This window comes from Streptomyces peucetius (genome assembly GCF_025854275.1).
Lineage (GTDB): Bacteria > Actinomycetota > Actinomycetes > Streptomycetales > Streptomycetaceae > Streptomyces > Streptomyces peucetius_A.
The window spans coordinates 293,186-306,454 of record NZ_CP107567.1 but is presented as its reverse complement, the minus strand read 5'-3'; the positions used below and the strand labels follow the sequence as shown (position 1 = coordinate 306,454).

At 72.1% G+C, this 13,269-nt stretch carries 12 protein-coding genes; 4 read left to right on the top strand and 8 right to left on the bottom strand.

From position 1 onward, the window contains the following. Window positions 1-14: 14 nt before the first annotated feature. A complete protein-coding gene (locus tag OGH68_RS01490; RefSeq protein WP_264249849.1) occupies window positions 15-1,439 on the bottom strand; it encodes a PP2C family protein-serine/threonine phosphatase in 1,425 nt (474 codons plus the stop codon). Window positions 1,440-1,619: 180 nt separating this feature from the next. Here OGH68_RS01490 and ligA point away from each other — a divergent pair, with 180 nt between their 5' ends. Beyond that, on the top strand, window positions 1,620-3,791 hold the full coding sequence (ligA, locus tag OGH68_RS01485; protein ID WP_413470916.1) for an NAD-dependent DNA ligase LigA: 2,172 nt from the start codon (window positions 1,620-1,622) through the stop codon (window positions 3,789-3,791). Between the two features lie 126 nt (window positions 3,792-3,917). After that, the gene (locus OGH68_RS01480) at window positions 3,918-4,418 is read left to right on the top strand and encodes a GNAT family N-acetyltransferase (protein WP_264241423.1); all 501 of its coding nucleotides are present in this window, start codon (window positions 3,918-3,920) and stop codon (window positions 4,416-4,418) included. On the opposite strand, the gene OGH68_RS36095 is transcribed toward OGH68_RS01480, so the two are convergent. Beyond that, entirely contained in the window at window positions 4,378-4,704 is a 327-nt protein-coding gene (locus OGH68_RS36095; RefSeq protein ID WP_319020171.1) for a hypothetical protein, read from the bottom strand. The two genes, OGH68_RS01480 and OGH68_RS36095, sit on opposite strands and share 41 nt — an antisense overlap. A 448-nt stretch (window positions 4,705-5,152) precedes the next feature. Between OGH68_RS36095 and OGH68_RS01470 the strand changes: the two genes are divergently transcribed. Then, window positions 5,153-6,235, top strand: a complete 1,083-nt coding sequence (locus OGH68_RS01470; protein WP_264241422.1) for a class I SAM-dependent methyltransferase — start codon at window positions 5,153-5,155, stop codon at window positions 6,233-6,235. A gap of 92 nt (window positions 6,236-6,327) precedes the next feature. On the opposite strand, the gene OGH68_RS01465 is transcribed toward OGH68_RS01470, so the two are convergent. From OGH68_RS01465 to OGH68_RS01440, 6 genes are all read right to left on the bottom strand, one after another. Next, window positions 6,328-6,975, bottom strand: coding sequence for a hypothetical protein (locus tag OGH68_RS01465; protein ID WP_264241421.1), 648 nt, complete (start codon window positions 6,973-6,975; stop codon window positions 6,328-6,330). A gap of 413 nt (window positions 6,976-7,388) precedes the next feature. Next, a complete protein-coding gene (locus OGH68_RS01460; RefSeq protein WP_264241420.1) occupies window positions 7,389-10,076 on the bottom strand; it encodes a SpoIIE family protein phosphatase/ATP-binding protein in 2,688 nt (895 codons plus the stop codon). Window positions 10,077-10,301: 225 nt separating this feature from the next. After that, window positions 10,302-10,952 (bottom strand): phosphoribosyltransferase, encoded by a 651-nt coding sequence (locus tag OGH68_RS01455; protein WP_264249847.1) that lies wholly within the window; start codon window positions 10,950-10,952, stop codon window positions 10,302-10,304. 94 nt (window positions 10,953-11,046) lie between these two features. Next, window positions 11,047-11,535, bottom strand: a complete 489-nt coding sequence (locus tag OGH68_RS01450) for a DUF5709 domain-containing protein (RefSeq protein ID WP_264241419.1) — start codon at window positions 11,533-11,535, stop codon at window positions 11,047-11,049. A 142-nt stretch (window positions 11,536-11,677) separates the two neighbouring features. Continuing rightward, on the bottom strand, window positions 11,678-11,908 hold the full coding sequence (locus tag OGH68_RS01445) for a DUF6480 family protein (protein WP_264241418.1): 231 nt from the start codon (window positions 11,906-11,908) through the stop codon (window positions 11,678-11,680). 65 nt (window positions 11,909-11,973) lie between these two features. After that, the gene (locus tag OGH68_RS01440; protein WP_264241417.1) at window positions 11,974-12,309 is read right to left on the bottom strand and encodes a DUF3140 domain-containing protein; all 336 of its coding nucleotides are present in this window, start codon (window positions 12,307-12,309) and stop codon (window positions 11,974-11,976) included. Window positions 12,310-12,454: 145 nt separating this feature from the next. Here OGH68_RS01440 and OGH68_RS01435 point away from each other — a divergent pair, with 145 nt between their 5' ends. Next, a complete protein-coding gene (locus OGH68_RS01435; RefSeq protein ID WP_264241415.1) occupies window positions 12,455-13,171 on the top strand; it encodes a UdgX family uracil-DNA binding protein in 717 nt (238 codons plus the stop codon). Window positions 13,172-13,269: the final 98 nt, after the last annotated feature.

Below are 13,269 nucleotides of genomic sequence, written 5' to 3'. Positions count from 1 at the left end.
CGCGGCGGCCCGCTTCATGCGATGACCCTTGCCACGATCACACAGGCGTCGCCCTCATGCTCCTGCTCACCGAACTCCTCGACGATCGCACGGACGCACTCCTGAGCATCCACGGCCCGGGCGAACCGCGCTGCCAACGCCGTCAGCCGGTCCGCATCGGGCTCCGAGGCGGCACTCGTGCGCGTCAGGCCGCCGGTGTGCAGCACCAGCAGATCGCCCGGCTGGAGGGCGACTTCGGCCTGCTCGTACACCGCACCGCCGGTGGCACCGAGCAGGACACCGTCCGGCGCCACGAGGGCCCGCCCCGTCCCGTTGCGGAACAGCAGGGGGGCGGGGTGGCCGGCCTGCGCCCACGAGAGGGTCCTGGTGCGCGGGGTGTAAGCACAGCACACCGCGCTGCCGAGAGCGGGCTGCGCGGAGGTGTCCAGGAGTTGGTTGAGGTGCGTCATCAGCGGTCCCGGCCGGATACCGGCCACCGCCATGCCCCGCAGCCCTCCCAGCAGCATCGCCATGGAGGAGGCGGCGCTCACTCCATGCCCTGTCAGTTCGCCGACGCTCAGGACCGTTTCCCCGCCGGGCAGTTGCAGCGTGTCGTACCAGTCGCCGCCGACGAGCGCACCGCTCGGGGACGGGACGCAGTGCGCCGCGACATCCAGCGACGCCCTGCCGCCGGCGGGGAAAGTGCTGCGCCGGGGCAGCACGGCCTCATGCATCTCGGCCGCGAGCCGGCGCTCCGTCTGCTCCATGTGCTGTTGCCGCTGCAGCCAGTCGTGGGTCTCCCGGACGGCCCGCTGGCTGCGGCGCAGTTCGCTGACGTCCCGCAGGACGGCCCACATCGACGCGGTGCACCCGTCGCCGTCGAGCACGGGCTCGCCCATCATGTGCACGGTGCGCACCCGGCCGTCGGGCAGGACGAGACGGAACTCGCCGTCGATGGGCCGGCCGTCGACGAGACAGTCGGTCACCATCGCGGTCAGCAGCGGCTGGTCCTCGGCGAACACGACGGACGGCAGCTCGTCCAGCGACATCGGGCCGCAGCAGGGATCGCGTCCCAGGATCCGGTACAGCTCGTCGGACCAGCTCACCTCGTCGGTGAGGAGGTTCCACTCGGCGCTGCCGACCCGGCTGAGCAGCGAGCCGGTGCCGACCGCGCCGTCCGCCTCGTACTCGGCGAGTTCACGGGCGAGTTCGTCGGCGGCCTGCTGCGGGAGCCCTTCCTTGAGCTGTCCCAAGTGCGCGCCCAAGTCGTCGAGATGGTGGAGCGCCAGGTCACAGAGGGCGCGCTGCCAGCGGCCCTGCGGATCGTCCTCCGTCGACGCGCCGTCGGGGCGCACCGCGTCGACGTCTCCGCGAAGTCTTCGCGTCCGGGTGATCAGCGCATCGACGGTTCCGCGCTCGGGCGGCTCAGCGGTACGGTCCGCGAACACATGGGACGGCATGTCGTACTCCGATACAAACGCGGCCACGGCCAGGGTCTGGGACAGGGACCGGGTACGACTGTTGCACAGGCGGCAAGGGGCCGTAAGCGATTTGGCAACACTCGATCCGGTGGTGCCTCTGGCATGTGCCACAGGCGTTCGAGTCTCGCGCCACGGCCATTGTCAGTGGTGGGCGGCAGTATGTTCGACATGACGACTTCACCCGCCGTTACTGCCGCGCCTGCCGCCGTGGTCGCCGATGCCGCCGCGTACGCCGAGGCGGTCGCGACCGCGACCCGTGCCGCCTCCGCGTACTACGCCACCGGCGAGAGCCCTCTGGACGACGACGCGTACGACCGCCTGGTCCGCGGCATCGCGGCGTACGAGCAGGAGCACCCCGACGAGACGTCACCGGTCTCCCCCGTCGGGAAGGTGGCGGGCGGCGCGGTGTCCGGCGACGTGCCGCACACGGTACCGATGCTCTCCCTGGACAACGTCTTCTCCCCGGAGCAGCTCGTCGCCTGGACCGCTTCCGTGGAGCGCCGCACGGGCCGGCCCGTCACGGTGTGGAGCGTCGAGCCCAAGCTGGACGGCCTCGCCGTCGCCGCCCGGTACGAACAGGGGCGCCTCGCCCGGCTCGTCACCCGGGGCGACGGCACGGCCGGGGAGGACGTGTCGCACGCGATCGGCACCATCGCCGGACTGCCGCAGCGACTGACCGAGCCGGCGACGCTCGAGATCCGCGGCGAAGTGCTCATGACCGACGAGCAGTTCGAGCGGGCGAACGCCGCGCGCACCGGGCACGGTGGCACGCCCTTCGCCAATCCGCGCAACGGCGCGGCGGGCAGCCTGCGCGCCCGGGACCGCGAGTACACGGTCGAGATGACCTTCTTCGGCTACGCGGCACTGGCCCTGCCCGACTCCGGCGCCGAGCTCACGGCCCGGCTCGGCGAGTGGGCGCACAGCGAGGTGATGCGCCATGTGGCGGGGCTGGGTGTGCACACCGCCCACAGCACCCCGGTCGCACCGCGCACCCTGAGCGCGACGGCGGCGATCCAGGAACGCATCGCGGAGATCGCCGCCGCCCGCCCCGGCCTGCCGTTCGGGATCGACGGGATCGTGATCAAGGCGGACCTGGCCGAGGACCAGGCAGCGGCCGGCTCCGGTTCCCGGGCGCCGCGGTGGGCCGTCGCCTACAAGCTCCCCGCTGTGGAGAAGGTCACCACCCTGCTCGGTGTCGAGTGGAACGTGGGCCGCACCGGCATCATCGCCCCGCGCGCCGTGCTCGAGCCGGTCGAGATCGACGGATCGACCGTCACCTACGCCACGCTGCACAACCCCGCCGACATCACCCGCCGGGATCTGCGCACGGGAGACCGGGTGATGGTCTACAAGGCGGGCGACATCATTCCCCGCATCGAGGCCCCCGTCGCTCATCTGCGCACCGGCGCCGAGCAGCCGGTCGTCTTCCCCGAGGTGTGCCCCCAGTGCGGCTCCGGCATCGACACCTCCGAACAGCGCTGGCGATGCGTCCGTGGCCGCGACTGCCATGCCGTCGCCTCGGTCTCCTACGCGGCGGGGCGGGACCAGCTCGACATCGAAGGGCTCGGTACCACCCGGGTCGTCCAGCTGGTCGACGCCGGCCTGGTCCGCGACTTCTCCGACCTCTTCGGCCTCACCCGCGAGCAGCTGCTCGGGCTGGACCGGATGGGAGAGACCAGCACCGACAACCTGCTGGCCGCCCTCGACACCGCGAGGACCCGGCCGCTGTCGAGGGTGTTCTGCGCCCTCGGTGTGCGCGGCACCGGCCGCTCCATGTCCCGCCGGATCGCCCGGCACTTCGCCACCATGGAGCACATACGCACGGCCGACGCCGAAGCCCTCCAGCAGGTCGACGGCATCGGCGCGGAGAAGGCCCGTACGGTCGTGGCCGAACTGGCGGAGCTGGCCCCGCTCATCGACCGGCTGACGGCCGCGGGCGTCAACATGACCGAGCCGGGGGCGACATACCGGGGCGCGGTGACCGAGGGCGGCGGCGCCGGTCCCGAAGCGGGCCTGCCCGAAGGGGACCAGGCAAGTCCGGGGGCGCCTGCGCGGACGGACCAGGACGCCGGCCCGCTCCACGGCATGACCGTGGTCGTGACCGGCGCGATGACGGGTGAGCTGGAGAAGCTGAGCCGCAACCAGATGAACGAGCTCATCGAGCGGGCCGGGGGCAAGTCGTCCTCCAGCGTGTCCAAGCGCACCTCGCTCCTGGTCGCCGGGGCGAACGCGGGCTCCAAGAGGGACAAGGCGGAGCAGCTGGGCACCCGGATCGCCGCGCCGGACGAGTTCGCCGCCATGGTGGCCGGCTTCCTCGACACGACGGTGTGAACCGGAGCGGTGGGCGGGTACGGCCGTATCCGCCCACCCCGCTCCCGAGGCGTCTGAACCGTTCCCGGACCGCGCGGCCGGTCGCCGGCACCCCGGCGGCCGACCCGGGCGCGTCATACTTGTTCCATGACGTCACCCCTGCCATCGAACGATGCCCCCGGGCGACGGGCCGGCCGCCCGGCGGCCCCGGCGATCCGCCGCGCGACCGGCGCGGACGCCAGGCGGCTCACCCGGCTGGTGCGGGGGTCCGCTGCCTACCGGGGGCACTACGCCCCGATGGTCGCCGGGTACCGGGTCGGCCCCGACTACATCGAGGCGCACGAGGTGTTCGTCGCGGCAGACGACAGCGGCAGAGTCCTCGGCTTCTACTCGCTGGTGCTGTCGCCGCCCGAGCTGGATCTGATGTTCGTGGCCGATGAGGCGCAGGGGCTGGGCATCGGCCGACTCCTGATCGAGCACCTGACCGGCCGGGCCGGGACGGCCGGTCTCGACGCCGTGCGCATCGTCGCGCACCCGCCCGCGGAGGGGTTCTACCTGAGCGTGGGCGCCCGGCGGACCGGCACCGTCGAGGCCCGTCCCCCGGCCGTCATGTGGGACCGCCCTGAGCTGCTGCTCTCCGTCTCCTGACCTCTGACGCCCTTTCCGATGCGGCCGCCGTCCGCAGTGCCGGAGCCGCCCAAGTCCCGGAAGTTGTGCACCCGTTCGAACCAGATGGTCTGTCCACGGCGGCCACCCTACGATCGGGCTCCCACTGGCCCGGTGTCGCGCCCCAGGTAGGTGACACCGGCGGCCCCTCGATCTCGTGGAAGCCGAGCCGGTCGTAGAAGAGCCGCGTGCCCGTGTTGGCGTCCGCCATGCACAGGTGCACCAGGCCGACGCCCCGTGCGTGGAGGGTGCCGAGCAGTGTTCCCATCAACTCCCGCCCATGGCCCCGGCCCTGGAAGGCGGGCAGCAGATCGATGTGCAGATGCCGGACAGCCGGCGGTCTCCGGCGTGAGCAGGTGTTCGGGGCGGTGCAGCAACGCCGCCATGTCCTCGCTCGGGGTGCGCGGTTGCTTCTCCCCCGGGTCGGGGAACCGGTCGCGCACGAGCGGCAGCCACTGCTCGCGGAACGCCTGGACGAACCGTGGCAGATGTCGAAGACCGCGGCACGGTCCGCGGGCCGGTAGGGGCGCACATGAGTCATACCCGGGAGGACTCTTCCCGCAGTGGGAGCGCTCCCGCAGCCACCCCCGCGTACCGCCTGCCGGAGGCCCGCCGTTCCCACTCCGTAAGGTCTCCAGAGCAGGCCCGGGGCGTAATGTGACAGATGCGGGCCGGCCCCGCCGGTGCGCCACAGCAGCCCGGTGGAAGGAGCGGTCATGTCGAGTCCTGACACGCAGCAGGCGGCCCCCGACCTCGCCCGGCAGGAGGCGTTCGCCGGTGAAGTCGTCGACATCCTGAACAAGGGTGCGCTGGCCCTGCTCATGAGCGTCGGCCATCAGACCGGCCTGTTCGACACCCTCGCCGGGCTGCCGCCCTCCACCAGTGCGGAGATCGCCGGGGCGGCGGATCTCGACGAGCGGTATGTGCGCGAGTGGCTGGGCGGCATGGTCGTCGGTGGCATCGTCACGTACGAGCCGCACGGCGAGACGTACACGCTGCCGCCCGAGCACGCCGCCTCCCTGACGGCCGCGGCGGGGCCGGACAACCTGGCCGGCATGATGCCGTACATCGGTCTCATCGGCGAGGTCGAGCAGCAGGTCGTGCGCTGCTTCCGCGAGGGAGGCGGCGTCCCGTACTCCGCGTATCCGAGGTTCCAGTCGCTGCAGGCCGAGGAGACGGCCCGCGTATACGACCGGGCGCTCGTCGACACCATCATCCCTCTCGTGCCGGGTCTGCCCGAACGGCTGCGCGGCGGGATCGACGTGCTCGACGTGGGCACCGGGCAGGGCCATGCGCCGATCGTGCTGGCGAAGGCGTACCCGGCCGGGCGCTTCCACGGCCTGGACCAGTCCGAGGCGGGCATCGAGGCCGGCCGCGCGGACGCGGCCCGCCTGGGGCTCGGCAACGTGAGCTACACGGTCGGCGACTCCACGGAGATCAGCGGCCGGTACGACCTGATCACCGCGTTCGACGTGATCCACGACCTGGCGAGGCCACAGGCGACGCTCGCGGCGATCGCCGGGGCGCTGCGTGAGGGCGGCACCTTCCTGATGGGAGACATCGCCGCGTCGAGCAGCCTGGAGAAGAACATCGGACACCCCTTCGGGCCCGCCCTGTTCGGCTTCTCCGTCTTCTACTGCATGACGACCTCGCTCAGCACCGGCGGCGCGGGACTCGGCACTGTCTGGGGCCAGGAGACGGCCGTCCGGATGCTGCGGGACGCCGGTTTCACCGAGGTCGACGTCCGGACCGTCGAGGGCGACCCGCTCAACGTCTACTACGTCGCCACGAAGGACTGACGGGCCCACGGGCCGCGACGCCCCCGGGTGCGCGCCGCCACGCACGCCCGGGAGCGGCGGCCCCGCCCGGGAGCGCCCGGACGGGACCGTGATCAGGCGACGGGCGGCGGACCCGGCTGCCCCAGCGTCAGGCTGACCTTGTTGCCGTCACCCGGAATGATCAGATTGATCAGCGGTGTGGCCAGCAGGCAGTGCTCGAACTTCGGGATCGTGTACGTACCGGAGAGGGTTCCGCCCTTGAGCGCGTTGAATCCCGGATCGGACGTCAGATTGAGTACCGCCGGTGTTTCCGTACGGCACGAGCTGCCCACCGGAGTGGGAATGCCGGCGACCTTCAGGTCCTTGAGCCGCAGGGTGAGTTTCGTGGTGGTCACGAGGGCCCCGGTCTTCAGGTCGATCGTGCCGGCCGTCGGCTCCGTCTCGACGAATTCCGTGGTGACGCTCACGGGAATCGCGCCGAGCATCTTGAACGAGCCGGGCGCGGGCGGCAGTTTGGTGTTGGCCGAGATCGTCCCCGCCCTGAGGTCCGCCGTCACCTCCAGCAAGCCCGGGCCCAACTCGAGGTCGGAGCCGGTGCCTTCGAGGTGCGTGGTGCCGGTCAGCGGGTAGTCGAGGCGGACCGGCACCGCATGGGCGGTGCCCGAGGTGGCGGCGACCAGCCCCAGCCCCGCGGCGAGGGCGATCGCCCCGCGGATCACGGCTCTTCGGCCCTTGAAGGGCGCGGAATTCAGACGCTTCATCACGGCTCCAGGATTCGGCGCTGCGAGCATGGCACGCAGACGCGGGGAATGCGGAAACGAGAACGGGAACGAGGGAAACGAACGGAACGGGAGAACGGCAGAACGGGAACGGTGCGGCGGTGTCCGGCACCGGGGGAGAGGCGCTCGGAATCACGGAAGAAAGGGCGGACCCAACACCCCGAGGCCGCTGCCGAGAATTGAACCGGCCGCTCGCGCCGCCCCGGACCGTTGCGCGAGAAGGACGTTACGGACGGGTAACCCGGCAGGCAAGAGCGGCCATTGAACTTCCCCGGCACGGGCCGGCGAGCCCCCGTTTCTTGTCGCCCCGTCAGCAGGCGTCCCCGGTTTCTTGTCCGCGGATGAGCGTTGGGCACCGCGCGCCCGCCCCCGTACCGGCCCTCACGGCGGAGCCGTCACACGGCCCCTCCGCCCGGCAGGGGCTGCTCGGTCCAGATGACCTTGCCGTCCGCCGTGTAGCGCGTCCCCCAGCGGTCGGCGAACTGCGCGACCAGGAACAGCCCGCGACCCCCCTCGTCCGTGATGGCCGCCTGCCTGAGATGCGGCGAGGTGCTGCTGTGGTCGGAGACCTCGCAGATGAGTGCGCGGTCCCGGATGAGCCGCACCCGGATCGGTCCCGCGGCGTAGCGGATGGCGTTGGTGACCAGCTCGCTGAGGATGAGCTCGGTGGTGAACGACTCCTCCTCGAGGCCCCATTCCCCGAGCCTGTCGGCGACCGCCGCCCGCACCCCGGCCACCGCCGACGGATCCGACGGCACGTCCCACTCCGCGACCTGCCCGGAGTCCAGTACGCGCGTCCGTCCCACGAGCAGCGCGATGTCGTCGCGCGGACGCTCGGGCACCAGCGTGGCCAGCACCGTCTCGCAGGTCTCCTCGGGATCCTGACCGGCGTGCTCGGCCAGGGTGCGGCGCAGCAGCTCCAGCCCTTCGTCGATCTCCCGTTCCCGGTCCTCGACCAGCCCGTCCGTGTAGAGCACCAGCCGGCTGTCCTCCGGCAGCCGCAGCTCCAGGGTCTCGAACGGCAGACCGCCCAGCCCCAGTGGCGGCCCGCCCGGCACGTCCGCGAACTCGGTGGTCCCGTCCGGACGGACGATCACCGGCTGGAGATGCCCGGCCCGGGCCATGCTGCAGGTCCCCGACACCGCGTCGTAGATGGCGTAGATGCAGGTGGCGCCGGTGACCCCGGCGTCGGCACCGTCGTCGGTCTCGTCCTGGTCGATGCGCGCCACCAGCTCGTCCAGATGGAACATCAGCTCGTCGGGCGGCAGGTCCAGGCTGGAGAAGTTGTGGACGGCCGTACGCAGCCGGCCCATGGTCGCGGCGGCATGGAGGCCGTGGCCGACGACGTCCCCGACGACGAGGGCCACCCGTGCGCCGGGCAGCGGAATGATGTCGAACCAGTCGCCGCCCACGCCGCCCAGCCCACCGAGCCCGGCCAGCGCGGGCCGGTAGCGGTACGCGACGTCGAGGGCGCTCTGCTCCGGCAGCATCCGGGGCAGCAGGCTGCGCTGCAGCGTGACCGCCATCGTGTGCTCCCGCGAGTAGCGCCGTGCGTTGTCGACGCTGACCGCCGCGCGGGCGACCAGCTCCTCCGCCAGCGACAGGTCCTCGTCCTCGAACGGATCCGGATTGCCCGCCCCCCGCCAGAACATGGCCACGCCCAGGATCACGCCCCGTGCCCGCAGAGGAACCGCGATCAGCGAGTGGATCCCCTCCTCGAGCAGGAGCCGGGCGCGCTCCGGATCCTGCTCCCGCCAGCCGGCCAGGCTGGTCAGATCCGCTTGGAGCACCGCTTCGCCCTGACCCAGCCCTCTGCCGATCGGCGTGACCGGTGCGAACCGGATCGTGTGCCCCAACGGGTAGAGCGCGGTCTCGCCCGAGCCGCTGAAAGCGGTGCGCCGCATGTCGGTGTACGCGCCCGTGGAGGTGGGCTCCTCGCCGCGCAGCACCGCTTCCACCAGGTCGACGGTGGCGAAGTCGGCGAACCGGGACGCGGCGAACTCGGTGAGCTCCTCGCAGGTGCGGACCACATCCAGCGTGGTGCCGATCTCGGCGCCGGCGTCGTAGAGCAGTTTGAGCCGGCCCCGGGCCAGGTCGGCCCGGCCGGTCAGGTCCTGGAGTTCCGTCGTGTCCCGCAGGGTCGCGACGGATCCGGGCGGCCCGCCGTGCTGGTCCGTCGAGCGCTGGTTGACGGCGATGAGCCGTTCCCCGACGGGGAAGATCTCGTCGGTCACGACACGTCCCGAGGACAGCAGGCGCGCGGTGAGCGGATCGAGACCCAGTTCCGTGACGGGTACGCCGTCCACGTCCGCCGGCAGCCCGAGGAGCCGGCGTGCCTCGTCGTTGGCGAGCAGCAGGCGGCCGTCGCCGCTCACGATGATGACCCCCTCGCGAACGGCGTGCAGGACCGCGTCGTGATGTTCGTACATCCGGGTCATCTCGGCAGGCCCGAGCCCATGGGTCTGTCGCCGCAGCCGGCTGGTGACCAGGGCCGTGCCACCGGTGGCCACCAGCAGCACCCCGCCCGCGGCGCCGAAGAGGAGGGGGAACTGCTCCTCGACGACACCGCTGACATTCTCGATGGTGATGCCGGCGGAGACCATGCCGATCACGGTTCCGTCGCGCGTGGTGATCGGGACGATCGCCTGGACGAGCGGTCCGATGGTGCCGGTAATCCGCTCGGTGAACACCTCGCCGGCCCGGGCATGACTGAGGTCGCCGACGAACTTCTTCCCGATCCGGTCCGGCAGCGGATGGGTGTAACGGATGCCCTCGCGGTTCAGCACGACGATGAAGTCGACGCCGGAACGCTCACGGGCCGCCTCGGCCTTGGGCTGGAGCACCGCGGTCGGATCGGGACTCGCCAGTGCCTCCTCGATTCCGGGGGAGTTGGCGAAGGTCTCCGCGACGGCGACCGACCGGTTGCGTGCCTCGCGTTCGCTGCCCGCACGGGACTGGAAGACGAGTGCCGCCATGGCCGCGGCCACGAGCAACACCACGATCGCCACCTGCAGGAAGAAGACCTGACCGGCGACAGTTCGCATCCTCAGAACCGAGCGCGGGCGGCCGTAGCGTCCGGCCATAGATTCTTTCTACACCTCCGCCGTGAGCTGGGCGAACCGCGCACAGCGGGGCCCGGAGGGCTCCGTGCCCGGCCTGCGTGGGGGCTCAAGCATGCCAACGGAGACGACCGCGACCAAGGTCTTTGCGGAATTCGGGGGACACGAAAAGGCCACGTCCGGCTCCGTCACGGGGTGCGTGTCCCGTCACCGCGTCTCGCGGGGCACGCGGGCTCGTGTGAACGGCCGTCAGCCGCCGCCGTGGCTCCGCAGGATCGCGACCACTTCGTCGTCACCGACCTGGTCGAATTCCTCGTACCACTGCCCGACCGCGTGGAACGGCTGCGGCCGGTGCGGGCACACGACCGTGTCCGCCTCGGCAGCCAGTGCCTCCGCGGCGTCCGGCGACCCCACCGGCACGGCCAGCACCAGCCGGCCCGGCTCCATGGCGCGCACCGCACGCAGTGCCGCACGTGCCGTGACGCCGGTCGCGAGCCCGTCGTCCACGACGACGACCGTCCTGCCCTTCACGTCGGGGGCGGGCCGTGCACCCCGGTAGAGCTGCTCACGCCGGTGCATTTCCGCCCGTTCCCTGGCGACCTCGGGACTCAGCCGGTCGGCCGTCAGGTCGAGCATGGCGAGCGCCCGCTCGTCGTACAGTGGAGGGCCCTCGCCGGCCAGCGCGCCGACCCCCACCTCCGGGTTGAACGGCGCCCCGATCTTCCGGGCCACGATGATGTCCAGCGGGGCGCCGAGCGCCCTGGCGACCTCGTCGCCGACCGGTACGCCACCGCGTGGCAGCGCCAGTACGAGGGGATCTCCGAGGGCTTCTTCGTCGCGGTGCTCGAGGAGCCCGCGCGCCAGTTCGCGCCCGGCCTCCCGACGGTCGTGGAAAAGCATTCCTGGGGTCACTTCCCTCATGGTCCGGCCACAGGTCCGGGGCCGCGGGCCCGGTCGCCGCTCACATTCGCCGGGGCCCGCCGCCGGACCCGCGTCACCGGTCGCGCAGTTCCTCGTCGTCGGTCACGTGCATCGCTGCCTCCTCGGCCGACGCGGCGCCGCCGTCGATGCCCACGTCACGGGCCACCGTGTCGCTCGGCCGGCGGGGGGCGGGGTCCTCGGCCGGGGTGAGCCGCCCGGCCCGGGGCCCGCCGGCCTCCTCGTCGACCGGCTCGCCGGCGCCGCCCTCGAGGTCGCCGATGCCGTCGCCCCGTGCCGCCTCCACATCGGGGCGTTCCTGCGCGAGGCGCTGGTCGAGGCTTTCGCCCTCCTGCTGTTCCTCGCCGGTGGTGCCGTACTTGCCCACGCCGAGCGGACGCTCGGGAGGTGAGTAGCCTTCCACCATCATGTCGTCGAGTCCGCGCTCGCCGATCACGTTCTCCATGTCGAGGTCGTCGTTGGGGCGGTTCTGCGCGTCGGAGCCCTCCGGCTGGTAGACGTCGTCGCCCCGCGCCTGTTCGTGCTGGACTGCATCGTCGGACATGGCGTGCTTCCTTCCTGCGGCACCTGCGGTTGCCGCGGTGCGGTCGGATGCGGTGGACGGGGTGCTCACCGGAGTGCGGCGGTGCGAGCGCGTACGGGACGACGCGTTCCGCGGCGCGTCCCAGTCGGCGTACGGGGAGCGGTCACAGGATCATGACCAGTGCGTACGCCAGGAAGAACGCCGCGAAGACCACGACGACGATGCCGATGGCGATCATCGGTCCCATGGCCCAGCCACGCGACTGGTCCCCTCGCGGGCCGGTCTCCGAACCGGTGCTCTCCTCGCCGGGCGGTGTCTCCCCGGGTGGCACGGTGCCGCCCGGAGGAACGCCGGGGGTCTTCCGGGGGTCGGGATCGGGGCTCTGACTGTTCATACCGGCCGGGTGCCCGAAATCGCCCGGATCAACAGTCCCATTTCGCGACCTGCGTCCCGCGCCGGTCAGCCCGCCTTCAGCGGGTCGTGCCCGAGCGTCATCAGCCGGTGACGCCTGCGAGTGTCGTCGGCGGTCTCGGCGGCACCCTGCTCCTGCTCTGCCTGCACGGTGTCCACCACCTCGTACATCACGCGCACGTCGTCCTCGGTGAGATCGGTGCGGCGCTTCTGCAGGACCGCCAGGACGTGCCGCCCCGTCGGGGACCCGGGCCCCTCCGGCAGGGGTTCGGTCACCTCGCCCGCCTCCCGCGTGGTGAGCCAGGCGCTCAGCTCCTGCGAGGTCATGTTGACGACGCTGTGGAACTCGTCCCACAGCGCGTCGAGTTCAAGGGCGTCGGTCATCGTGGTCCTCCCGATGCGTACGCGGTTCGTCCCGGGCGCCCGGAGGCCACGGCTGCGGGCGCACGGGCCCGCGCGAGTACCGCCGGGCTGGCACGGGTACCCGGCGGGCACAGAGGCGAACCTGCCCGGACGGGAGGCGAGGACGGTGACCGTCAGCAGTGAGAAGGAAGCAGGGGAGGGCTACGACGCCGGTCCGTTCCTCCCGCGGCGCGGAGGCCTTCCGGCGTTGCGCAGTGCCGCGGCGGGATGTGAGGGGTGCCCGCTGTTCCGCAATGCCACGCAGACGGTGTTCGGCGCCGGGCCCTCCTCGGCCCGCATCGTGCTCGTGGGGGAGCAGCCGGGCGACCAGGAGGACCGTCAGGGGGCGCCCTTCGTCGGGCCCGCCGGCAGGCTGCTGCGCGACGCGCTCGAGGAAGCGGGCATCGACGCGAAAACGGCGTACTTCACCAACGCCGTGAAGCACTTCAAGTTCGCGCCCGCGCCCCGGGGGAAACGCCGGATCCACAAGCCGCCCAGCCTGCGGGAGATGTCCGCGTGCCGTCCGTGGCTGGCCGCCGAACTGCGCAAGATCGGACCCGATGTCGTGATGGCGCTGGGGGCCACCGCCGGCAAGGCGCTGCTCGGAGGCTCCTTCCGGGTCTCCGAGCAGCGCGGGCTGCTGCTGCCCGCACCCGCCTGGGACGAGCTCGGCCGGACGGACGTCTCGGGAGCCGCCGGGGTACCGACGGAGGAGGCCGCCGCCCACGGCTGCGTCATCGGCACGATCCACCCGTCGGCGGTGCTGCGGGCGGACGACCGTGAACCGGTGTACCGGGGGCTGGTCTCCGACCTGCGGGTCGCGGCGGACGTGCTCGCCGTCTGAGCGCCGGCGCGCGGGAGTGAGCATGCCCCGACGGGTGCCCGGGCGTGCGCCTGCGCCGCTGGGCGGCCGGATACGATCACGGCCGTCGGCCCGCGGCC

Coding starts and splice junctions, on each gene's coding strand:
- OGH68_RS01490 (WP_264249849.1), bottom strand. CDS start 1,439: ATGCCGTCCCATGTGTTCGCGGACCGTACCGCTGAGCCGCCCGAGCGC.
- ligA (WP_413470916.1), top strand. CDS start 1,620: ATGTTCGACATGACGACTTCACCCGCCGTTACTGCCGCGCCTGCCGCC.
- OGH68_RS01480 (WP_264241423.1), top strand. CDS start 3,918: ATGACGTCACCCCTGCCATCGAACGATGCCCCCGGGCGACGGGCCGGC.
- OGH68_RS36095 (WP_319020171.1), bottom strand. CDS start 4,704: ATGGGAACACTGCTCGGCACCCTCCACGCACGGGGCGTCGGCCTGGTG.
- OGH68_RS01470 (WP_264241422.1), top strand. CDS start 5,153: ATGTCGAGTCCTGACACGCAGCAGGCGGCCCCCGACCTCGCCCGGCAG.
- OGH68_RS01465 (WP_264241421.1), bottom strand. CDS start 6,975: ATGAAGCGTCTGAATTCCGCGCCCTTCAAGGGCCGAAGAGCCGTGATC.
- OGH68_RS01460 (WP_264241420.1), bottom strand. CDS start 10,076: ATGGCCGGACGCTACGGCCGCCCGCGCTCGGTTCTGAGGATGCGAACT.
- OGH68_RS01455 (WP_264249847.1), bottom strand. CDS start 10,952: ATGCTTTTCCACGACCGTCGGGAGGCCGGGCGCGAACTGGCGCGCGGG.
- OGH68_RS01450 (WP_264241419.1), bottom strand. CDS start 11,535: ATGTCCGACGATGCAGTCCAGCACGAACAGGCGCGGGGCGACGACGTC.
- OGH68_RS01445 (WP_264241418.1), bottom strand. CDS start 11,908: ATGAACAGTCAGAGCCCCGATCCCGACCCCCGGAAGACCCCCGGCGTT.
- OGH68_RS01440 (WP_264241417.1), bottom strand. CDS start 12,309: ATGACCGACGCCCTTGAACTCGACGCGCTGTGGGACGAGTTCCACAGC.